Raw genomic sequence first — 21,330 nt, 5'->3', positions numbered from 1 at the left:
GGCGCCACATCGAATGGATATGCCCGCAAAGCCCAAGTCCAAGCCCAAAGAGCATGCCCCGGCATTCCGTAAAGAATCTGTTTGGTTCTTTACAGATAGGCTCTCGGGGATTGGGCTTGGGTACGGGCTCGCCAACCCTCAAAGAAATTGCTTGTTAAAAAATTCACCTGTACCGTCGCGCCCCTGCGCAGGCAGGATTCGCGCGTATCACGTTAGAGAAGCCTTGGGTAGCGGGAAACCCGCACCCTTGACATGCGCGACATCGCTCTTTCGAGAGTCGATCAATATCCAGACCCTCGCCGACGGCTTCGACGTGCATTGCATGCTCGGCGCGCTGGCGGTGGTCGAGCAGGAAATCACCCCCTGGCCGACAACGTGATTCACGCGGTTGAAGCCTTCGAAGACCATTTTGACGTTTGAGTACAAGGGTTCGTCCATGAGCATGTGGAAAAAACTGGTGACCGCCCTGCGTGGCGGCGCCTCGGAAGTCGGTGAAGCGATCATCGACGCCAACGCCATTCGTATCCTTGAACAGGAGCAGCGCGACGCCGACGCGGCGCTGGTCAAGGCGCGCAACGGCCTGATCGAGATCAAGGCCAAGCACAAACTGGCCCTGCAACGTATCGCCGGCCTCGAAGGCGATGTCGCCAGTTGGGAAGGCAAGGCCATCGCCGCGCTGAACGCTGACCAGGAAGGCCTGGCCACCGAATGCGCTGGCCGCATCGCTGAGGTCGAGGCGCAACTGGTTCAGGAACGCGAGATGGCCAGCCAGTTCGGCCGTCAGGTAGACCTGCTGCAAGCGCAGATCATCGAAGCCGAAAGCCGCCTCAAGGGCATCCGCCAACAAACCGAAATGGCCAAGGCCCGTGAGACCGTGCAGCAAGCCCGGATCGCTACCGCCAGTGCCACCGGCGGTGCCAACGGCAAAGTGGAAACCGCGGTCAACTCGCTGGCGCGGATCAAGCAGCGCCAGGACGAGCAGGACGCCAAGCTGGACGCCGCCCGCGAGCTGGCCGACGTGTCCAGTGGCGATGATCTGGAGCGTCGTCTCCAGGAAGCCGGCATCGGCGCCAGGACTGGCGGTGCCAGTGATGTGCTGGCGCGCTTGAAAGCCAAGCAGCAAGGTAGCGCCACCGTCGAGTGACAGTGCACGCGAGGGCATGCGGAGTGATCCGCCTGCCCTTTTTTCATGGCCTGGATTTGAAGGTGGCCCATGGCATTCGGTAATCGGCTGCGCGTCGTGCTCGGCCTGGGCGTGTTGCTGGTGGTCGTGCACGTGCTCAACTGGCTGAGCGGCTACGCCCTGGTGCAGTTCGGCATTGTTCCGAGGACATTGCACGGGCTGGTGGGTGTGGCATTCGCGCCGTTCCTGCATGGCTCCGCTGCGCATTTGTTGAGCAATCTCCTGCCTTTCATGGTGCTGAGCTGGCTGGTGTTGAGCGAAGGGCTGTCGCGCTATATCCGGGTGGCGTTGTTGATCGCAGTGGTCGGTGGCGCGCTGGTCTGGGTGGTGGGACGTACCAGCGTGCATGTCGGCGCCAGCGGGGTGATCTTCGGTTTGTGGAGCTATCTGCTGGCCCGCGCCTGGTATCAGCGCAGCCTGGCGAGCGTGTTGGTCGCGGTGGGGGTGCTGGTGGTGTATGGCGGGCTGGTGTTCGGCTTGCTCCCGGCGCGTGGGGTGTCGCTCGAGTCACACCTCGCCGGGGCATTCGCCGGCATCTTCGCCAGTTGGCTGATGCATTCGAAACGACTGCTGGCACACGGCACGAACTGACGTAAAAAGGACCGCTAAATGAGTTGGATAAAACGCCTGCTGGGGATGCAGGCACCGCTGCCCGCGAAAGCGGACGGCCGCCCGGCGATGTGTCCCCAGGCTCCACTGGGCCTGGCCTCGGGGCGCATGCTTTGCCTCGATTCGAAACTCGCGCTGCTGCTGGCGGACGCTTCCAGCGTCGTTGTCCCGGAGGACGAGAAGGTCTGGGCCACTGGCAGTGTCGACCTCGGCCAGGGCACGCGCCTGGAGCGCTTCTACCTGGATAACGAAGATTATTTCCTGCAGGTGGTGATGCACGGCAATGGCGCCAATGACATCGAAGACATCATCCTGTTTGGCTATCACCAGGTCACCACCATTGCCAGTCGTGAGGAACTGCTGCGCCTGACCGGCCCACAGTCGAAGGTCGGCCTGCCGTTCTTCGAGCTGGACGGTGTCGAATATCAGCGTCAGTGGGGTTCGGAAGACGGTCAGACCGAGCTGGTGCCGATGCTCGAACGAGTCAGCAACCCCGAAGCCAGCTATCAGGTCCGCCATCACAGCATGCTTTACGCCCGTGACCTCGAACTGACCAACCGCCGCGAATTCCTGCTGTTTTCCGTCGAGGAAGACGAGGAGGGCAATGTCGCCCTGTCGTCTGCCATCGGCGTCACCCTGCAACTCACCGATATCACCGTCATCTGACAAGGAAGCACCATGTTTGAAGCACTCCGTATGTCGCTCAACGCGACTGCCGTATTCGGATTCATTCTTTATATTGTCGTGGCTATGGCGCTGTTCGCGCTGTTCCAGTTCCTCTACACCCGGATCACCCCGCACAAGGAATTCGAGCTGATCCGCGAGAACAACCCGGCGGCAGCGATTGCCCTGGGCGGCTCGCTGATCGGCTTCGCCTTGCCGGCCAGCAATATCATTTCCTACAGCGTCAGCGTGGTGGACTTCGTGGTCTGGGTGCTGATTGCCGCCGTGGTGCAACTGCTGGCCTTCGTCGGCACCGGCCTGGTGCTCAAGGGCCTGGCGGCGCGGATTGCCCGTGGTGAACTGGCGGCGGCGATCTACGCAGCGTCCGTCGCCATCAGCGTCGGCTTTCTCAACTCGGCCTGCATGACCCCTGCAGCCTGAACCCCAAGGAGAAGCCCATGAGAGCCCGTAGTTCCGCAAAACTGCTGTTGGCCAGCGCGCTGCCCCTGGCGCTCAGTGGCTGCAGCGACCCCGAACAGACCGTCACCTACTCGCTGAAAAGCAACTTCAAGAACGTCCAGGCCTGTGTCGACGCCAGCTTCCCGGCGGATGTCTGCTCCGACGCCTATATCCAGGCGATGGTCGATCACCGCCAGGTCGCGCCGACCTACGACGATCGCGCCGCCTGTGATGCCGACTTCATCGAGGGCTATTGCCAGCCCACCTCCGACGGTAAATACATGCCGCAACTGGCCGGTTTCGAGCTGGCCATGAGCGGTGACATCTCCAAGACGCAGATGGAACAGGTGCAGCAACAGGCCGCACAGTCGGGTGGCAGCGGTATCGGCAACGGTGTTGCCGCGGCGGCCACCGGTGCGCTGGCCGGCATGTTGATCGGCCAGGCGATGAGCAACCGCAGCGCGCCGCGCTACCAGTCGCAGCCGGTGTACCAGAGCCGCGACAGTCGCGGGTCTTATCAGACCTCGACCCTGTCAAAGCAAATCGAGCAGGGCAAGACCTTCAGCCGCTCGACCCAAGCCCGTCGCGACGACAGCGGCAGCTACAGCGGCTCGACCCTGGGCCGCAGCCTCGGTAACTCGAACAGCCGTTCCGCCAGTTCTTCCAGCTCCAGCTCCAACGTCGGCTCGACCATCTCCCGCGGCGGTTTCGGCCAGCAGGCCACCGCCCGCAGCGGCTGGAGCGGCAAGCGCTCGTCTGGCTACAGCTTTGGTGGTTGAGGGAGCCCGGCGGTGAAAAAGATCAGCATCGAAGAGCGCCCGGACTGGCGTCGGACCGTCGAGGCCGAAGGTTTCGACTTTCACACCATCGACGGCGAACGCTACTGGGATGAACGCGGCTACTACCTGTTCAGCGAAGCGCAGATCAGCCGCGACATCGAAGCGCCGACCAAGGCCGTGCACGAGCTGTGCATGGACGCGGTGGAGCGGGTGGTGCACAGCGAGGAACTGCTGATCCGCCTGGCGATCCCGCCGGCGTTCTTCGATCTGGTCCGCGATTCGTGGCGCGAAGGGCATCCGCACCTTTACGGCCGTTTCGACTTCATCTACGACGGCAGCGGCCCGGCCAAGTGCATCGAAGCCAACTACGACACGCCGACCAGCCTGCTGGAAGCGGGTTCGGTGCAGTTGCTCTGGCTGGAAAGCCAGATTGCTGCGGGTGTTTTGCCGGCGTCGGCCACGCAGTTCAACACCATCGCCGCCGACCTGGTGCAGGCGTTCTCGGCGTTTCCCAAGCAAGGGCCGTTTCACTTCTCGGCGATGTCCGGGTCGGTGGAAGACCGCGGCACCACTGATTTCCTGCGCAAGATGGCGGCGCATGCCGGCATCGATGCGCGGCATATCGATATCGAGGACATCGGCCTGCGCGACGGTCGCTTTGTCGACCTCGACGGTCAGTGGATTCAGCGCTTGTTCAAGCTGCATGCCTGGGAGCACATCTTCCACGAGGCATTCGGCAAGGCGGTGCCGGGCTGCGATACCCAGTTCGTCGAGCCTGCGTGGAAATCCATCATCAGCAACAAGGGCATCCTCGCCTTGCTGTGGGAGTTCCATGAGGGGCACCCGAATTTGCTTCCGGCCTTCGTTGATCGCGAACCGCAACGGCCGGTGCCTGCCGGCTGGGTACGCAAGCCGTATTTTTCCCGCGAAGGCGCCAATATCGAATTGCGCACCCGCGAAGGTGAGTTCGTTGCCGAGGACGGGCCGTATACCGATGCGCCGTTCATCCTCCAGGAATTCGCGCCGCTGCCGCGGTTTGGTGACAGCTATACATTGCTGGGCTCGTGGATGATCGGGGATGTGGCGTCGGGGATCGGCATTCGTGAGGACGACAGTTTGATCACCAAGGACACGAGCCGGTTTTTGCCGCATGTGGTGATGGATTAGCCTGAGGGCCTCATCGCCGGCAAGCCGGCTCCCACAGGTTTTGTGGTGCACTCGGTTCACTGTGGGAGCTGGCTTGTCGGGGCGCCGAACCGCAGCGATGAGGCCTTCAAAGGTTGTTCACTGCATGGTGTTTTCTTGCAGCCCACTGCGCTAGCATCGACGCTTTCGCAATCGGAAGGGGACGCCGTTGGACTCATTGACCCAGGCCGTTTTGGGCGCAGCGCTTCAGGGGGCTGTACTCGGCAAGGTGCAGGGCCGCCGCTCCCTGCTGTATGGCGCCATGCTCGCCACATTGCCGGATCTGGACGTGGCCATCCGCTACGCCGACCCGGTGTCGAAGATGACGTTCCACCGCGGTTTTTCCCATTCATTGTTGGTACTCACCGGTCTGGCGCTGTTGTTGACCTGGCTGACCATGCTGGTGGTGCGCAGGCGACGACCCGACGCCGGTTACAGTGGGCCGCGGGTGTTTCTCGCGTACTGGCTGGTGCTGATCACCCATCCGTTGCTGGATGCCTTTACCGTCTATGGCACGCAGCTGCTGTGGCCGTTCCAGCCGACCCCGCAAAGCTGGGCAGCGGTGTTTATCATCGATCCCGTTTACACGCTGCCGTTGCTGGCGGGCGTGATCTACGCCGTGGTCAAGGGTATGAACGGCCGGGTCAGGGCGGTGCTCACCGGGCTGTTGCTGTTCAGTACCGCTTACCTGGGCTTTGGCCTGCTGTCGAAGAACATCGCCGAACAACGCTTCCACTCCGCCCTGCGGGCCGAGCAAATTGAAGTCACGCAATTGCGCGCAGTACCGATGCCGTTCAATACGCTGCTGTGGCGGGTGGTCGCGAAAACGCCGGACGGGCATTACTACGAAGGCGTCAGCGGCCTGTTCGACAGCGAACCGCCCGAATGGCAGATCCAGCCGCTGAACCTCGACGCGGCGAAGGTGTTGCAGGACTCGCCGCTATACGAGCGGCTGCGCTGGTTCACCGGCGACTGGCTGCGTTATGACGTGGTCGGCGATGCGCTGGTGGTCAGTGATCTGCGCATGGGCATTCCCGGCAATTACACCTTCCGGTTCCGCATGGCGGGGTGTGATGGCGAGGGCAACTGGCAGGTGCAGACGCCGGGTTCGTGGCCGGGCGCTGGGGTGGATTCGATTCGCAATCCCGAGGCGCTGAAGCTGATCATGCACAGGATCTTCGAGCAGCAACCGCCGTTGCCGTTGGCGCAGTGGACGCGCGATTACCTGGATGGGCCCGCGCCGGTGCCGGGGTGCAACCTGTAGGTCGCGCGTCTACAGGTTGATGACGCCAACCGGAGCCGTCTGCAAATCCCGCTCCGGTATCTCCCAGATCAGCAGTTTCGGCGGCGTCTGGGCGAACGCCGGGCTGGCGAAGTACGTCTTGGCCGCGCCCGAAAACTCGCCGCCATCCTTGGCAAAGTTACCGATCGGCGCCGACAGTGACTGCTGCAGGAATCCGGCGAAGTTGGAGTTGCGCGAGAACGAGGTGCCGATCAGTGCCAGGTTCGGCAGATTGTCGTCGCCGAACAGGTCGTCGAGGCTATCACCCGCGCTGTCGGCATTCGGAGTCTCTTCGTTGATGCTGGACGCGGCCACCTGTTCTTGCAGCGGCTGCAAGCGAGCCGGCAGCCAGTCCAGCCCGGCCAGTCGCACCAGGTCGCCGGGACGCGGCGCGGCCGGCTGCGGGCTGACGGCGAAGGTGCGCTTGGGCGTGGCTTCGATGCCCATGGCGGCAATTTTCTGGCTGATCGCCACGGCTGCGGCGCGGGCGCCGGTTTCGCTCCAGTGGGTGTCGAGGCGCAGGAAGGCCTCAGCGCCCAGCGGTTGCAGGGCAGGGGTGAGGTCGAGAACGGCAACGCCAGCGCTTTGCAGGGCGCCGGTCCAGTCACGTATCCGCGGCTCCAGGCTGGCCGGGCGCGGCAGGTCGCACAACTGGCTGGCGGCGATACGGCTCTTGTCCGGCACCACACTGACCAGCAATTCAATCCCGCGCTGTTTCAACTGATCGCGCAGGGCGATTACCGCCTCGGCTTTTGCCTTGGCGTTGTCCTCGCGGTGGCGGTTGATCTTCAATTCGTCGCTGATGAACAGCCACTGCGGGCAGCCTTCACGCACCCGCGGGCCGGTGTCACCGAGCGTCAGCCAACTGCCGCCGCGCTCCAGTTGCGCGGCGTTTTCCGGCAGCGGCGCCTTGGCCAGCTCCTTGGCGATGCGGTGGGTGATTTCGCCTTCCAGCACCGCGTCGTTGGACAGCGGTTTCCCGGGCAGCAGTTCGAGCTTGCCGCTGACCAGCAGCCAGCCACAGGACAGCAGGCCGGCGGCGAGAAAGGCGGCCAGAGTGACCCCCGCCAGCGTGCTGGTGCGCAGAGCGATTTCGCTCGGTGGGATCGGTGCCGTACTCGGCGGAGGCGTCTTGGTCGTCATCAGAACTGGAAGTACAGGAAGGGCACGGCATCACGGCTGGCGATCAACGAGAACGCCAGCAGGAAACCGGCCACGGGCCAGAGGGCAGCCACCACCGCGTACAGCGCGCTGTGACCGAAACGTTGTTCGAGGCGCGCCTGGTACAGCGGCGCGATCACGCAGAACACGCCGAGTGCCGCCGCCAAAGCGTGCACCGGGCGCACCGTGGCGGCCAGCGCTTCACCCAGGGCGAAGGCGTGCAGGCCGAACTGGCCGGCGTACATGGACAGTGCCGTGTCGAAGTCCGGAGCGCGGAACAGAGTCCAGGCCAGGCAGACGAACAGCAGCGTCAGGGTGTGTGACAGGGCTTTCGGGATCGCCGGCAGGCTGGAGCGGTTCCACGCCCGGTCGATGCACAGTGCCACGCCGTGGGCCGCGCCCCAGAGCAGGTAGTTCCAGCTATCACCACCGTGCCAGAGGCCGGCGATAGCCATGGTCAGGAACAGGTTGCGGTAGGTGTTCCAGGTGCCGTAGCGGTTGCCGCCCAGGGCGATGTACAGGTAGTCGCGCAGCCAGCTCGACAGCGACAGGTGCCAGCGCCGCCAGAAGTCCTGGATGCTGCTGGCCAGATAAGGCCGGTTGAAGTTTTCCGGGAAATGGAACCCCAGCATCAGGCCCAGCCCGATGGCCATGGCGCTGTAGCCGGCGAAGTCGAAGAACAGTTGCAGCGAGTAGGCCAGGCAGCCCAGCCAGGCATCGAGGAACGACGGGTTTTCCAGGTGGAACGCCACGTCCACCAGCGGCGACAGGGTGTCGGCCACCAGCACTTTCATGCACATGCCGATCATGAAACGGCGCGCGCCGAGGGAGAAGTTCTGCCAGTTGAAGTAGCGCTGGTTCAGCTCGCGGCGCACCCAGTCATAACGAATGATCGGGCCGGCGATGGAGTGGCCGAACATCGAGATGTAGGTGGCGAAATTCACCAGACTGCGCTCCACCGGTACGGTGTGGCGGTGCACATCGACCAGATAGGAAATGGCCTGCAGCACGATGAACGACAGCCCCGCCGGCAACGCCACTCGCTGCCACTCCACCGGCAGTGCGCCGTAGTGGGTGATCAACTGGTTGTAGGTGGCGGCGAGAATGTTGGCGTACTTGTACCAGCACAACACCAGGGTGTTGAACACGATCAGCGCCGCCAGCAGCCGCAGGCGCCCCAGTGAGTCCTCGCGGCTGCGGTCCACCGCCAGGCCGCCGGCCCAGGCGATCACCGTCAGTACCACGTGCAGCAGCAGGAACAGCGGGCTCAGCCAGCCATAGAAGAACCAGCTTCCGAGCAGCAGCACGAGGTTGCGTCCCCGCGCCGGGCTGAGTGCATAGACCAGCATGAACAGCGGCAGGAACAGCGTAAGGAACTCAAGTGAGGCGAAAACCATGGCGCAGCGGACGTCCTGTCAGTTGGACAACGTGTCGGTAGTGTTCAGCAGGCGCGGGCCCTCGGCGCCCGGCAGCAGCATCACGCTGTAGCGCTCACCGGCCTTCAGTTCGCCCAGGTCCAGCGGATTGCCGACGCTGGCGTTGGCGCAGACCAGTTGCACCGACAGCTTCACCGGGTTGATCGAGCGGCGCTGCACGCTGCCATCGACGGCGTCCTTGAACAGGTCGGCGTTGCGACCGGCCGGGCGCAGGCCGGGGGCCTGGCAGGCGGGGTCGAGGCTGATGAAGGCCAGCGAGGCTTTCAACGAGTTGAAATCGTCCGGTTGCTCGCGCACCACGCGCTGGCTGATCTTGCCGCCGTCGTTGAAGGCGAACACCGTGGCGAACTCGCCCGGCGCGACTTGCAGGTCCAGAGCCGAACTGGCGGCGCCGTTGCTGAGGGTGCCCTTGATCGGCTTGTTGGCCGGCACCTGCAGGTAGGCCGAGACCTTCTGGCTGTCGTCCAGCTTGAGGCTGGCCTTGGAGCCGCTGGCCTGCATGTCCAGCACGCCGGGGGCGACGTTGACGAAGCGCAGGAAGGCCGAGTCTTCGCTCGGGCCGGTCGGGTACAACGCTACATCGGCGCTGGCGATGCCAGCGGCCATGGCCAGCGGCAGGGCAGTAAGCAGTGCGCTCAGGTGGCTCATTTCTTCACGTCCTTGACCACCGGGCTTGCCAGCAGTGCGTCGGTGATGGCCTTGCTCCAGCTGATGTAGCCCATGCTGGTCAAGTGCTGGCCGTCGATGGTAGCCCACTGGCCTTGTTTGGAGAACTTCAGCGAGTCGATGTAATCGCACGGCGCGACATTGCTGGCGAGGAACTTCGAGGTCAGTTCGACACGGGCGTAGGTCTTGCCGTACTTGCCGCCTTCGCTGCCCCAGTTCGGCCCGACCCACACGCACTTGGTGCCGGCGTTCTTGATTTCCTTGGTCAGGCTGGTGGTCTGCTGCCAGATCCAGGTCTTCGGGAAGGCCGGCTTGGTGTAGTCGGCCATGGTGTCGCCCATGACCACCACGATCAGGTCTGGCTTGTCGGCGGCGATCAGTTGGCTGATCGGCTGGGTGGTGGCCTTGTTGCCGAGGACCACGGCCTTGTCCTTGTTGCGCCGCTCGGCGCCGCCGCATTCGCCCGGCGTGACTTTGGTCCAGTCCCCGGCCTTGGAGCCGCAGACACCCAGCGAGTGCACTTGCGCGCCCTGTTGCACGAGGTTGTCGTGCAGGCTCTTGATCAGGTAGTCCGGCGTTGCCAGGTGGCTGTCGCCGATCATCAGGATCGTCAGACCAGCGAGAAGAGAAGCAGCCATTTCATTAACTCCTTTTTTGGCTCAGTTCGAATAAGGGGAACGGTAAGGGTTGACGGGCAGCGGCATGGCGCCGCCGCCATCCTCGAACAGGTAGCGCAAGTACAGGCCACCGGTGAATTGTCGATAGTCGCGGGCGTTGTCCACGCCGAAGGTGCCGCCGAAGAAGAAACCGTCGCCAAGGCGGTATTCGCCACTGGCGCCCAGCGAATAACCGATGCCGGTCTTGTTCTGCGATTCGTAGCGGGTGTTGATGAACTGCCCGTCGGCTGCATAAGCCTGGGCGAGGCTTTCCAGCGCTGCCTGCGAACTGTTTTTGCGATAGTACGGTGCGCTTTCCTGCTCGATGTGTTGCAGGCCGACCGAGCTCTGGACCTGATAGCTCCAGTTCGGCCCACGTTGTGCCCAGCTGACTGGCAGGCCGATGGAGAAGAAGGTCTGCGGGCTGAAATAACCGCCGTGGCCGTAGGTGAAGAAGCTCTGGTTGTTGTCGTAGGTGGAGCCAGACAGGCTGAGCCCGCCGGTCAGTCGCCAGTCCTGGTTGTTGAGCAGGTACCAGTAGATGCCGCTGCCCAGTTCGACGCGCTCGTTGTCCTCGACGTTGGTACCCGTCAGCTTGTGCCAGCCGGCGTAGGTATAGGCACCAAAACGCTGGTTGTCATAGCTGGCCTGGGCCCGCAGGCCGTTGGCAGTGACGCCACCCCATTCCACGCCGGTACGCGCGTCCCGTGCCCCGGCGAACGACACCAGGCTGTCGGTCACCGAGCGCCGCGACAGGTTGAGGTTGTAGCGGAAGTTGCTGGTCTCGGTGAAGGCCCGGTCCAGACTGACGCCGCCGATCACGTTGGTTTCCCGGAAGCCGACCGGGCTGGTGCCCAGGTCGGTCGTCAGGCCCAGCGACGGCATTTCATAGGCCACGGCGAGGCCGACACCCTTGTCTCTCTGGGAGCCGATGCCACCGAGGTCTTCCTGCCAGGCGTCGGCCGCGTCAGGTTGCTGGGCTGTTGGAAGCGTCAGGATGTGGGCGACATCTTCGACGCGGAACCCACCAAAGCGCGGACTGCTGTTGCTCGATTCATGCATGCTGCCCGCATTCAGCGACACCGGTGTCACGCGAATCGCCATGCGGTCATCACGCACCGGGAAGCTGATTTCCAGGGGCGCCTCGATATCGGTGATCTTGCCGAGCCCCGACTCGCCGTTGTTGGTGCGCACGGTGAAGCCCTGCTTGATCTGCGGGCTGCGCGACTCGCGGATGCTCGCCAGTTCCGCTTCGATCGATGCACGTGGATCAGGATTGACCACTGCGCGCTCCGGCTCCTCCACCGGCAGCGCGCGGCGGCGCTGGCCGGGCTCGACCTCGCGACTGGCAACCAACACTGGCTCGTCGAACGGCTCGCTGTCTTCTGGCGCGGCGGCAAGGCTCGCGGCCTTGCGCGCCTTGACCTGGACCTGCGCCGGCTCGGGGATTTCGTTGAACGCCATGCCTTCCAGACGCGACGCCTTGCGCTGGCCGGGTTGGCCGACGAAGGGGTTGGCCGCGATGGCTTCGCCGAACGGATTGTCGATCAGCGTGTCCTTCGGACCCTGCAGGGCCAATGCCTGGGCGTACAGTTCCTGAGCCTTGGCCAGCTTGCCACGGCTGCGGTACCACGCGGCGGCGGTGCTCAGCACTTGCGGGTTTTCCGGGGCCAGTTGCAGGCCGCGCTCGATGGCCTTTTCGGCTTGCGCGGTCTGGCCGTTCTGCTGGAAGGCCAGGGCGGCACCCATCTGCACATCGGCGTTGTCCGGTTGCGTGGCCAGCAACGGTTGGTACAGGTTGACGGCTTTCTGCGGGTTGCGGTTATCCAGGTACATACGTGCGAGCGACGACACCGCCTGGGCGTCGTCCGGACGCTGGGCCAGAGCCGGGGCGAGGGTGTCGTAGGCGGCGACCAGGTCGCCTTTTTCCCGAAGCAGGTCGGCCTGACGCACGGTGTACTGGAACAGCAGGTCGTCGTAGCTACGTTGTTCGGTGCTGCTCAGTGGCACGCCGCGCACATCGCGCAGGATCTGGCTGACTTCAACGTCCTTGCCGCCCTTGAGCAGGGCGCCGCCGTAGGCGATGCGCAGGCCCGGGGTCGGCTTGCTGCTCTGGGCGATGGCGTTGCGCAGCAGGCTTACCGCGCGGTCGGTGTAACCAATGTCGATATAGGCCGAAGCCAGCGCGGCGTATAGCTCGGGGCTGGCGCGAAGGCTGCTTTCCGCTCGCTGCAGCAGGCCCAGCGCCTGGGAACGCTTGCCCTGTTTGGCGAGGGCCTGGGCCTGACTGGCGAGCAGGCGCAGGTCGATTTCCTCGGCGAGGCTGTCCATGGCCGTGGTGCGTTGGCCGGTCGGGATGCGGTCGAGCAATTGCCGGGCTTTCGACCACTGCTCCTGGCGGCTGGCGAACAGCGCGCCGGCGAACAGCGCTTCGGCCTTGTTGGGATTGGCTTGGACCAGCTCGTCCATGATCTGCCGCGCTTTGTTCGGCGCATCGGTCTTCAGGTAGATGTTCGCCAGGTCGGAGCGGGTCCAGGGGTTTTGCGGGTCGTTGCGCACCGCGTCTTCCAGAGACTTGCGCGCACCTTCCAGGTCACCGCGGCGCTCGGCGTCCTTGGCTTGGCCAACGGCGATGGCGGCGCGCAGTTTGCGCAGGTCGCCGAGGCGCTGGCGTTGGACATCGCTGAGGTTGTCGATCAGGCGCTGGGCTTCACTGAGCTTGCCGTTCTGCGCGAGTACGCTGACCAGGCCCGTGAGGGCGTCCGGCTGGCCGGCGTCCAGGCTCAGGGCATGGCGATAGGTGGTTTCGGCGCTGCCGAACTGACCTTGGGACGCTTGCAGGTCGGCCAGGCTCAGATGGCCCTGGACTTCTCGCGGGTTAGCGGCGATGGCCCGTTGCAGCAGCTCGCGGGCTTTTTGCGGATTGCCGGCCTCGCGGGCTTCGGCGGCTTCGTCCAGCCATACCCAGTAGCGGTTGGCGACCAGTGCGCTTTGCCAGCGACTGGCATTGCCTTGCTTGATGGCCTGGCGCAGCAGGGCGTCGGCATCGTTCAGCCGGCCCTGGCGCTGGCGCACCAGACCCAGGCCGCCGAGCGCATCGGCATCCTGCGGGGCTTCACGCAGGCGTGCCTGGAAGGCCAGTTCGGCGGCGCTCAGGTCTTCGTTTTCCAACGCCTTGAAACCGCGCTGCAGATGGGGATTCTGCTGATAGGTCGATTGCGCCTGGCGCAGGCCGGTGCGCATCTGTTCGCGGATTTCCTCGTCGTCCGGGTAGGCCTTCAGGTAGTCCTCGTACAGCGCGATGTCGGCCTTGCCGCCGCCGAGCCAGGACAGGCCCTGGCGCCAGGCTTCCACGGCCTGGCTGCCGATGGCCGGATCGTTGCGGTAGGACGCCAGCCGGCGAATGCCCTCGGCGCGGGTGCTTTCGTTGCTCAGCAACAGCTTGGCCAGGGTCAGCTTGATCCGGCCATTGTCAGGGTCCTGGCGTTGCAGGCGTTCCAGACCCTGACGCGCTTCCTGCCAGCCGTTGGCGGTGTAGCCGAGGGTGCCGTAGAACTCCAGGGCCAGTTCGCCCTGCGGAGCACTGCCGTCGAACAGCTCGCGGTAACCCGCCACGGCCTTGTCGCCTTCACCGGACTCGACCTGTACCCGCGCCTGGTTCAGGCGCTCGGCGTTGTCGTCGCCGTGCAGCTTGATTTCCTGTTCCAGCAGCAGCGCCTGGCGCTCGCCGGGATGGGCTTTTTTCAATTGCTCCAGGTAGCGCTTGGCGCCGTCCGGGCGATTGCCGTCCAGTTCCAGCAGGCCGAGGTTGTAGATGGCATCGGCCTGTTGCGGATCGATCAGCAGCAGCTTGCGCCAGGCTTCGGACGCCCGGGCCCGGTCCTTGCGCGCTTGCCAGTACTGCCCCTGTTCGAGCAGCGCCTTGCCGTTCTCGTTGAGTTCGGCGTGGCCACTGTTGTGGATCAGGGCGGCGAGCAGGCCGACGGCTATGGTTTGGCGGCGCGAGCGCATGAAGTCTCCCAGAGAGGTTGCAGCTTCCCGTCGGCGAGGAAGCGGTAGTGCTGGTCCATGTAGCCAAGGGCGAACAGGCTGAGCACCACGTCGTAATAAGGGGGTTGTCGGGCCTGGACCGCTTCCGGGGTCAGGCTCTTGGCCAGCAGCGTATCGACGCGCGCGCGCTGCTGTTGCTCCAGCCAGGGTTGCTGGCGGGCCTTGAAGTAGGGCAGCAGGGCGGCAGAGAAACCGAAGGGCCCGTCGCCGCTGGTGGTGTTGCTTTTGACCTGGACTTTTTCCGGCGGCGTGCCTTGGGTCGCGACGGTCTGGGCCATGCCGCCGAGGCTGTCGAGCATCGGTTTGAATAGCGGGTCGCTGTTGGGGGTCAGGCCCACCCACAGGTAGACGCGGATGGCGTCGTAGCTGCCAACTTCGCCCTTGACCGGGTCGATGACGAACAGGCCGTTGCCCGGCCCGGTGCCGCGGTAGCCAACCCAGTCGGCGACGAAACCGTGCTGGCCGGCGCCTTTCATCAGCGTGGCGGTGCTGCGGGCGATATCGTTCCACGGACCTTGCGGATCGACCCCGGCCATGCGGCGCAGCACTGGCACCGGCAGGTAGCTGGGGTTGAGGTGCCAGAAGTGGTCGGGTTTGGCGAAGCCTTGCGGGCCGGGCAGCATGATCTTGCCCAGGCCTGGCAGATCGGCCACTTCCTTGCTTTTGATGTTGTTCAGCAGCAGCGCGGCTTCCTGGCTGTAGCGCTCGTCCTTCCACAGCCGGGCGGCTTCGATCAGGTCGTAGGCGAACCACAGGTCGGCGTCGGAGGCCGAGTTGGTGTCCAGCAGGCGCCACTGGCCCTTGTCGTCCTTGCCCCACCACCAGCCAGGCAGGTTGTTGCCGATGTCGCTGCCGGCAAGGTTGTTCTTGGCCCAGGCCCAGAGCTTGTCGAAGGCGACGCGATCGTTGGCCACCAGGGCGAAGAACATGCCGTAAGACTGGCCCTCCGAAGAACTGTGCAACTGCGGCGTGCTGGCATCCAGCACCCGGCCGTCAGGCTGGATGAAGTGCTGGGTGAAGCTGTGCCACAGCGGCCACTCGGAGACGGCGCACTGGCTCGCGGCCTGGCTCGTGCCGGGCAGCAGCCAGGCGCTCAGCGCCGCAGCCAGCAGAGTTTTCAGCGGCGCGCGCCGCTTGGCGAGTTTGACGGTTTTCATGGATTACTCGTCCTTGAGCCGGCGTCTGGCGATCGCCCGCAGCGAGAAGTAGGCTGCGCAACTGACCAGGGTTACACCCAGCACGGTCAGCCCCAGCAGCAGGAAGACGTGCTGCGACAACACCCACTGAATGTATTTGAACGGGCCGAGATGGCCGACGTAATAGGACTCATCGGCCACCAGCGACTGGACGTGCTTGCCTTTGATCATCGCGAGGCTGCCTTGCAGCGACTGGGTGTAATGTTCACCGCCGATCAGCGCATCGGTGACCTCCGCCAGGTTCTGTGGCTGTGGGCTGGACAGCACCACCACGCTGCGGCCGCGCTTGAGCGGCGATTCGAAACCGCTGACGTAGGAACTGCCGTTTTCGCCGCTGAAGGTCAGTGCGCCACGGGCCTTGCGCTGGTTGGCGACCGGGTCCGGGCTGATCCATTCGCGCACGCGCATCGGCAGGTCGGAGAACTCCACGTAGCGCTTGGCATCTTCGCTGCGGCTCGGCAGGTAGTCGGCCCATTCCTTGAGCAGCGGCTGGTTGTTGCCGGACGACAGCACCAACAGATCCTTGTCGGTGAACTGTGAGATATCGTCGGCTTGGCCCACGCTGACCGCGGTGGCCGGGTAGCCGGTGGAGTCGCCGAAGCGGCCGAGTACGGTCAGGTAGGCGTCCCATTCAGCCGGGCCGGCGTTGTCCGGAAGGATTACTGCGGTCTGCGACAGGTCGGCCAGGCGGGTGAATGGGAAACCGCTGTCCTTGAACACGCCGAGGTTGGGCATGGCCATGTAATGGTCATAGTGGCTCAGGTCGATCGTGGATTCCGGGTCGATCGCACTGCGCATGTTGTCGATGATGATGTCGTTGCATTCACCCTGCTTGATGAAGTCGTACATGAACCGAAACTGCAGGCGCGATTGCAGCGCAACCGACTCCAGCGGCAGCAGCATACTGGCTTCGCGGAGTACATTGTCGTCGGCTTTCAATGCCTTAAGCAGCTTCTCGCCGGTATTCATGTTCTCGATCGACGGCAGGTTCATCGAGCGGATGAACTGGTCGTTGAAGGCAACCATCAACGACGAACTGGTCGTTGAAGGCAACCATCAACGACGAACTGGCCGAGGTCTGCTGCAGTGTGTAGCGGTACTTGAGGTTCAACCGGGCGCCGTCTTCACGCCAGTTGAACAGGTCTGGCGGCAGGCGCATCGGCACGGTGATCATTGCCGGGGAATAGCCGGAAACGTTGAGCTGGCGCGGTTCGAGCAATTCGCCCAGGCGCACCGGGCGATCGCTCGGTAGCCAGTTCGGCGCGTCATAAGGTTGGCGTGGCACCAGGATATCGACCGTGTCGATCTGCACGCTTTGCCCGGACAGACTGCGACTGCCCACCACCAGCGCGGTGGCGGCGCGCTTGATCTCGTCGCTGTCGCGGCCGGCGATCACCAGCAGCTTGCCGTAGGGGTCGTTGGGGTTGCTTACCAGCGACAGGGTCGGGCCCTGCACTGACGGCAGGTCGAGGCCGTCGAGGTGACTGGCTTCATTGCTGTTGACCAGAACGATGCCGTTGCCTTTGGCTGGCAGGCTCTGCACCTGACTGGAGAACCGCGCGCCGCGGTAACTGGCCAACGCACCCATCCACGACGACACCGCACCGGCGGCTTCCAGCGTGGTGGTATCTGGCGCTGCGGCAAACACGAACGGCATTGCCAGGGCACGGCGGTCGCGGCGGTCGAACAAGGGCAATGGCAGACCGGCGAGGTCGTTGGGCAGCTCGACCTGGGAGACCTGAATGCTCAACTGGCTGTCGTTGCTGACCTTGGCCCACAGGCTCGAATGCGCCGGGTCTTCACATTGCATCGAGTAGTGGCCGATCAACTGCACGCTGAGGCGATTGAACTCGGTGATCAGGTACGGCGGGATTTCGATGGTGTGCTTTTGTACCGTGCCAGCGTTTTCCTTGGGCAGCGGCAGGCTGGCAGCCACCTCGTCGTTGACCATGATATTGATCTGCGACAGCTCACTGAGCAGCGCTGGCGAATAGGTGTATTGCAGCGTCAGTTGGGCGCCGGTCACCACTTCGTCGGCGCGCATGTCGAAGTTGACCGTGTCGCTCGACTCGATTCCGCGCAGGCTCATGGTGTAGTCCTTGCCCAGCTCCTTGAAGCTGAGGCGGTAGCCCGGCGCGCCAGCAACGGATAGGGCGTCGGCCTCCGGGCTGGCGGGCACTTGCGCCGTTTCTTCGGCGACGGCGGCGTGTCCAAGGCTGCCCAGCAGCAGTGCGCAGGCCAGCAGGGTGCGCGGACGGCGCAGCGGATTCACTTTTTCGTCGGTGAGAGCCGTGACAGTCATTGCGTTTCCATTGCAGGTTCAATGTTCGGGGTGTTGGTCTTGCGGAAGTAGCGACGATGGTGCAGCGCGGCCAGGGTGGCTTTGGCCAGGTCGGACATGCCGCGCAGGCCGACCTTGCTGACGTCGCGCAGACCGCTCAGTGGGGTGTCGACGTTGCTGCTGCCCCAGGACGACGCCCAGGTGTCGGCGCGGGAGAAGGTCAGACGGACCATGTCGCTCTGCTGTCGCAGGGTCAGTTCATGGAAGCGCATACCGGCCATGTTGCCGCGGGCGAACATCACCCGGGCCGGCAGCACGCAGGCCTGGCCCTGACGGTGCAAGGTGACGTTCAGATCCATGTCTTTGTTCAGGCTCACGCCCGGCGGCAGTTTCACGCCCACGCCGCTCTGCGAGAAATCGACGGTGTGGCAGTCGATCTCGCGGCCGTCTGGCAGGTTCAGTCGTACCGGCAGTTCGGCGTGAACCCGCGGCTCTGTGCGTACCTGGCGGCTTTCACTGGCCACCGCCACGGCGGTGCTGCTCATGATGACGTTGTAGAGCGTCCAGCCGAGGTTGATGACGATGGTGAGTACGGCGTCGGGGTCGCCGATGAACAACTGCACGACGCCGCAGATGATGCCGATCAGGTTCAGCACCAGCAGCACGATGTAGGGCCGGGCCAGCTTCCAGTCGAAGTAGTCCTTCTCGATGATCCCGCCCTTGTCGGTGACGTTGAAACCACCGATTTTCGGGTTGATCAGCGCGACCAGCACCGGGCGCATGATGTACCAGGCCAGCACCGAGTCGTACACCTCGTTCCAGAACGAGTGGCGGAAGCGCCCCTGGATCCGTGAGTTGGTCAGGCTGGCGTGGAAAATATGCGGCAGCACGTAGGCGGTGATCATCATGGCCGAGGCGTGGAAGATCTGTGCGCCGAAGATCAAGTAGGCCAGCGGCGCGGTGAGGAACACCAGGCGGGGCAAACCGTAGAAGAAATGCATCATGGCGTTCACGTAGCAGATTCTCTGGCCGAAACTCAGTCCCTTGCCGATGAACGGGTTGTCGGTGCGGAAGATCTGCGCCATGCCCCGTGCCCAGCGAATGCGCTGGTTGATATGGCGCGACAGGCTTTCGGTGGCCAGCCCGGCGGCCTGGGGGATGGCGAGGTAAGCGGTGTTGTAGCCCTTGCGGCTGAGTTTGAGGGCGGTGTGGGCATCTTCGGTCACGGTTTCCACCGCCACGCCGCCGACTTCCAGCAGGTGGGTGCGGCGGATCACTGCGCAGGAGCCGCAGAAGAAGGTGGCGTTCCACAGGTCGTTGCCGTCCTGCACCAGGCCGTAGAACAGCTCGCCCTCGTTGGGTACCGAACGGAAGGTGTCGAGGTTCTTCTCGAACGGGTCGGGGGAGAAGAAAAAGTGTGGCGTCTGCAGCAGCGACAGCTTTGGGTCCTTGAGGAACCAGCCCATGGTCACTTGCAGGAAAGAACGGGTCGGCACGTGGTCGGCGTCGAAGATCGCGATGAATTCGCCGTCGGTGACCTTCAGCGCTTCGTTGAGATTGCCGGCCTTGGCGTGACGGTTGTTGTCGCGAACGATGTAGTTGACCCCGATCTGCCGGGAGAACTCGCGAAACTCCTCGCGGCGGCCGTCGTCGAGAACATGGACGCGCAGCTTGTCACGTGGCCAGTCCATCGCCTGGGCGGCCAGCACGGTGAGTTTGACGATGCTCAGTTCTTCGTTGTACGTCGGCACGAACACGTCCACCACCGGCCATTCATTCGGCGGCGTGGTAAGGATCATCGGCTTGCGCTGAAGTGGCCAGGCGGTCTGCAGGTAGCCGAAGGAGAGGATGATCAGAGCGTAGATATCGGCGGCTACCAGCCCGTAGCCGAAAAACATGTCCAGCCCGTTATCGAAGTCGAGGGTGTCGGTAAGTCGCCAGTACACGTAGCGCAGGGTGGCGATCAGCGACAGCGCGATCATCGCCATTACCGGGATGCGTCCTGGCACCTTGCGCAGGACCAGCAACAGCGCCAGGCACAGAACCGCGAAGGCGACCTGTGGCACCAACTCCAGTGGCGTGGTGACTACAGCTACCAGCAGCAGCAAGCCGAGCACCGCCGAGCCGATCTTCAGACCGAGCTTGAGGCCGTCTGGCAATTGTTCGAAGCGGGCAAACCAGGCTATCGCCCGCGCCCTCCTGGACGTCGGCAAGACCGGCGTCGGGGTGAGTTGGGCGGTCATGAGGCGCTGGTTTCTTCGCGGTATTGCTCGATTCGTTGAGCCAGATCATGGGCAACCGCGCGCAGAACTTGGCATGCAGGACTGTCGAGCGGTTGTTGCAGGGGGTCGTACTCGTAGGCCAGGGACTCGTCGAACTGGTGGTCCAGCGGCAGGGCGGCCAGCCAGCGCTCGCCCAGTTGCTGACGCAGCACTTCGGCCATATCCAGGCTCAGCGGACGCTGGGCATCGACCTGGTTGACGAGGAAACCACAGGTTCCGGGACGCAGCGGCGCGAGCCAGGCTTGCAGCTTGTCCAGTACCAGATAGGACGCGGCGTCGGCCAGCGTCAGGGCAATCACCTGATTGGCAACGCCTAGTACCTGGTGCAACCACGGCGTGGCGCCGGTTGCAGTGTCGATGACCAGCAGGTCGTCGGCGCTCAGTTCGAGGGTCGCCAGTTGCTGCATCAGCCAGGCTGGATTGGCCGCCAGTTGCGCTTCGAAGGCGCGCACATCGGCGACGTTGCTCGGGCCGAAGGGCAGGCATTCGATACCGCTTTCGGTTGGTGCGCGGATGCCATCCCAGCCGGCCTCCTGCAAGCGAGCCTGGTTGATACCGGGCGTGGAGCGGGGCAGGTTGAAGTGGCTGAGCAGGGAATTCTGCGAGTCCAGGTCGAGCACCAGAGTGCGACCGGTGGTGCGTTTGAGCAGTTTGCCCAAGGACGCTGCGACGGTAGTTTTGCCAGCACCGCCTTTGGCGGATATCACAACGATGACATGGGCCTTGGGCCGTTGTGGCGGCTGGGCGCGCAGGGCGTTGTCGAGGGCTCGGCGGATGTTTTCTTCGGCGGCGGCGTGACGATCGCGGGCCACGACTGCCAGGCGTTCACGCAGGGAGGTGCCGAGGGGGAGGTCTTCGCTACTGCCTACCAAGGGCACCGCAAGCACGGGCGCTGTTAGTGGCGGTGCGGCGGGAAGGGCGGCTACGACGAGCGGGCGCTTGACTTCGACCAGGTTAATCGCCACCGGCCTGGCCGGCGCTGGAGCGGCGGGCGGTGAGGGCGGGGCGGCAGCGACTGGCAACGGTTCGAGGAATTCGAATTCGGTGTTGATTTCTTTGTAGCTGTCAGCACTTGCCCCAAAGCGGTGGAACAGGTTTCCAATATCGTCTGCTTGACTCATATATGTACTTCCAGCCTACGGCTATCTGGACTACAGAAGGGCAGGTTCGGATCTTCCAAGTGGGTAAGGGTGTGATATCAAAATAGTTGTGTCAATATTTTGTTTATTTGCTGTATGTCGTCTCGAATGCTGGCGTGATAGAAAAATAATCGCCATATTTTTGACCTGCTCAGCGATGGCTCTAGATTGGCCTCTCAATTCCCCCATCGGCTCGAAATCCTCAAAGTTGAATAATCTTTAAAGATTAGGCTGACAGATTTTTTCAGAAAAACCCCGAGCTGCGTACGAGAAAGCTTACAGATGATATCAATAATTCCTACA

The 21,330-nt window shown here is 63.7% G+C and carries 18 protein-coding genes; 8 read left to right on the top strand and 10 right to left on the bottom strand.

Features of this window, described 5'->3' with window-relative positions:
• The 8 genes from DM374_RS33835 to DM374_RS25600 all read left to right on the top strand — a co-directional run.
• On the top strand, positions 1 to 379 hold a 379-nt coding region (locus tag DM374_RS33835; protein WP_225422589.1), incomplete at its 5' end, for a hypothetical protein.
• Positions 380 to 436: 57 nt separating this feature from the next.
• A complete protein-coding gene (locus DM374_RS25630; RefSeq protein ID WP_110972389.1) occupies positions 437 to 1,144 on the top strand; it encodes a PspA/IM30 family protein in 708 nt (235 codons plus the stop codon).
• 69 nt (positions 1,145 to 1,213) lie between these two features.
• Positions 1,214 to 1,774 carry a rhomboid family intramembrane serine protease gene (locus tag DM374_RS25625; protein ID WP_110972388.1) on the top strand — a complete coding sequence of 187 codons (561 nt, stop codon included), beginning with the start codon at positions 1,214 to 1,216 and terminating at the stop codon, positions 1,772 to 1,774.
• A gap of 18 nt (positions 1,775 to 1,792) precedes the next feature.
• Positions 1,793 to 2,458: a DUF2491 family protein gene (locus tag DM374_RS25620; RefSeq protein WP_110972387.1), complete on the top strand. Its 666-nt coding sequence runs from the start codon at positions 1,793 to 1,795 to the stop codon at positions 2,456 to 2,458.
• 12 nt (positions 2,459 to 2,470) lie between these two features.
• Positions 2,471 to 2,896 carry a DUF350 domain-containing protein gene (locus DM374_RS25615; RefSeq protein ID WP_110972386.1) on the top strand — a complete coding sequence of 142 codons (426 nt, stop codon included), beginning with the start codon at positions 2,471 to 2,473 and terminating at the stop codon, positions 2,894 to 2,896.
• A gap of 17 nt (positions 2,897 to 2,913) precedes the next feature.
• Positions 2,914 to 3,693 carry a DUF1190 domain-containing protein gene (locus DM374_RS25610; protein ID WP_110972385.1) on the top strand — a complete coding sequence of 260 codons (780 nt, stop codon included), beginning with the start codon at positions 2,914 to 2,916 and terminating at the stop codon, positions 3,691 to 3,693.
• A gap of 12 nt (positions 3,694 to 3,705) precedes the next feature.
• A complete protein-coding gene (locus tag DM374_RS25605; protein ID WP_110972384.1) occupies positions 3,706 to 4,860 on the top strand; it encodes a glutathionylspermidine synthase family protein in 1,155 nt (384 codons plus the stop codon).
• A 187-nt stretch (positions 4,861 to 5,047) separates the two neighbouring features.
• A complete protein-coding gene (locus DM374_RS25600; protein WP_110972383.1) occupies positions 5,048 to 6,142 on the top strand; it encodes a metal-dependent hydrolase in 1,095 nt (364 codons plus the stop codon).
• A gap of 9 nt (positions 6,143 to 6,151) precedes the next feature.
• Here the strand turns inward: DM374_RS25600 and DM374_RS25595 are convergent, their stop codons facing one another.
• Genes DM374_RS25595 through bcsQ form a run of 10 tightly spaced genes read right to left on the bottom strand, consistent with a single transcriptional unit; the run spans position 6,152 to position 21,009 of the window.
• Positions 6,152 to 7,303, bottom strand: coding sequence for an alginate O-acetyltransferase AlgX-related protein (locus tag DM374_RS25595; protein ID WP_110972382.1), 1,152 nt, complete (start codon positions 7,301 to 7,303; stop codon positions 6,152 to 6,154).
• A complete protein-coding gene (locus tag DM374_RS25590; RefSeq protein ID WP_110972381.1) occupies positions 7,303 to 8,718 on the bottom strand; it encodes an MBOAT family O-acyltransferase in 1,416 nt (471 codons plus the stop codon). The genes DM374_RS25595 and DM374_RS25590 overlap by 1 nt, the downstream gene beginning before the upstream one ends.
• An 18-nt stretch (positions 8,719 to 8,736) precedes the next feature.
• Entirely contained in the window at positions 8,737 to 9,405 is a 669-nt protein-coding gene (locus tag DM374_RS25585; RefSeq protein ID WP_110972380.1) for an alginate O-acetyltransferase AlgF, read from the bottom strand.
• A complete protein-coding gene (locus DM374_RS25580) occupies positions 9,402 to 10,061 on the bottom strand; it encodes an SGNH/GDSL hydrolase family protein (RefSeq protein WP_095153480.1) in 660 nt (219 codons plus the stop codon). Before DM374_RS25580 ends, DM374_RS25585 begins: the two co-directional genes overlap by 4 nt.
• A gap of 21 nt (positions 10,062 to 10,082) precedes the next feature.
• The gene (locus DM374_RS25575; RefSeq protein WP_110972379.1) at positions 10,083 to 14,090 is read right to left on the bottom strand and encodes a cellulose biosynthesis protein BcsC; all 4,008 of its coding nucleotides are present in this window, start codon (positions 14,088 to 14,090) and stop codon (positions 10,083 to 10,085) included.
• The gene (gene bcsZ, locus DM374_RS25570) at positions 14,066 to 15,286 is read right to left on the bottom strand and encodes a cellulose synthase complex periplasmic endoglucanase BcsZ (protein WP_110972378.1); all 1,221 of its coding nucleotides are present in this window, start codon (positions 15,284 to 15,286) and stop codon (positions 14,066 to 14,068) included. Before bcsZ ends, DM374_RS25575 begins: the two co-directional genes overlap by 25 nt.
• 3 nt (positions 15,287 to 15,289) lie before the next feature.
• The gene (locus tag DM374_RS34170) at positions 15,290 to 16,351 is read right to left on the bottom strand and encodes a cellulose biosynthesis cyclic di-GMP-binding regulatory protein BcsB (RefSeq protein WP_318531821.1); all 1,062 of its coding nucleotides are present in this window, start codon (positions 16,349 to 16,351) and stop codon (positions 15,290 to 15,292) included.
• Positions 16,269 to 17,627 carry a cellulose biosynthesis cyclic di-GMP-binding regulatory protein BcsB gene (locus tag DM374_RS34165; protein WP_318531820.1) on the bottom strand — a complete coding sequence of 453 codons (1,359 nt, stop codon included), beginning with the start codon at positions 17,625 to 17,627 and terminating at the stop codon, positions 16,269 to 16,271. The genes DM374_RS34170 and DM374_RS34165 overlap by 83 nt, the downstream gene beginning before the upstream one ends.
• The gene (gene bcsA / locus DM374_RS25560; RefSeq protein ID WP_110972377.1) at positions 17,624 to 19,849 is read right to left on the bottom strand and encodes a UDP-forming cellulose synthase catalytic subunit; all 2,226 of its coding nucleotides are present in this window, start codon (positions 19,847 to 19,849) and stop codon (positions 17,624 to 17,626) included. Before bcsA ends, DM374_RS34165 begins: the two co-directional genes overlap by 4 nt.
• Positions 19,846 to 21,009 (bottom strand): cellulose biosynthesis protein BcsQ, encoded by a 1,164-nt coding sequence (gene bcsQ / locus DM374_RS25555; RefSeq protein WP_110972376.1) that lies wholly within the window; start codon positions 21,007 to 21,009, stop codon positions 19,846 to 19,848. Before bcsQ ends, bcsA begins: the two co-directional genes overlap by 4 nt.
• Between the last annotated feature and the right edge of the window lie 321 nt (positions 21,010 to 21,330).

The organism is Pseudomonas huaxiensis, from assembly GCF_003231275.1.
GTDB classification, from domain to species: Bacteria; Pseudomonadota; Gammaproteobacteria; order Pseudomonadales; family Pseudomonadaceae; genus Aquipseudomonas; species Aquipseudomonas huaxiensis.
This window is presented reverse-complemented; position numbering and strand designations above follow the sequence as displayed.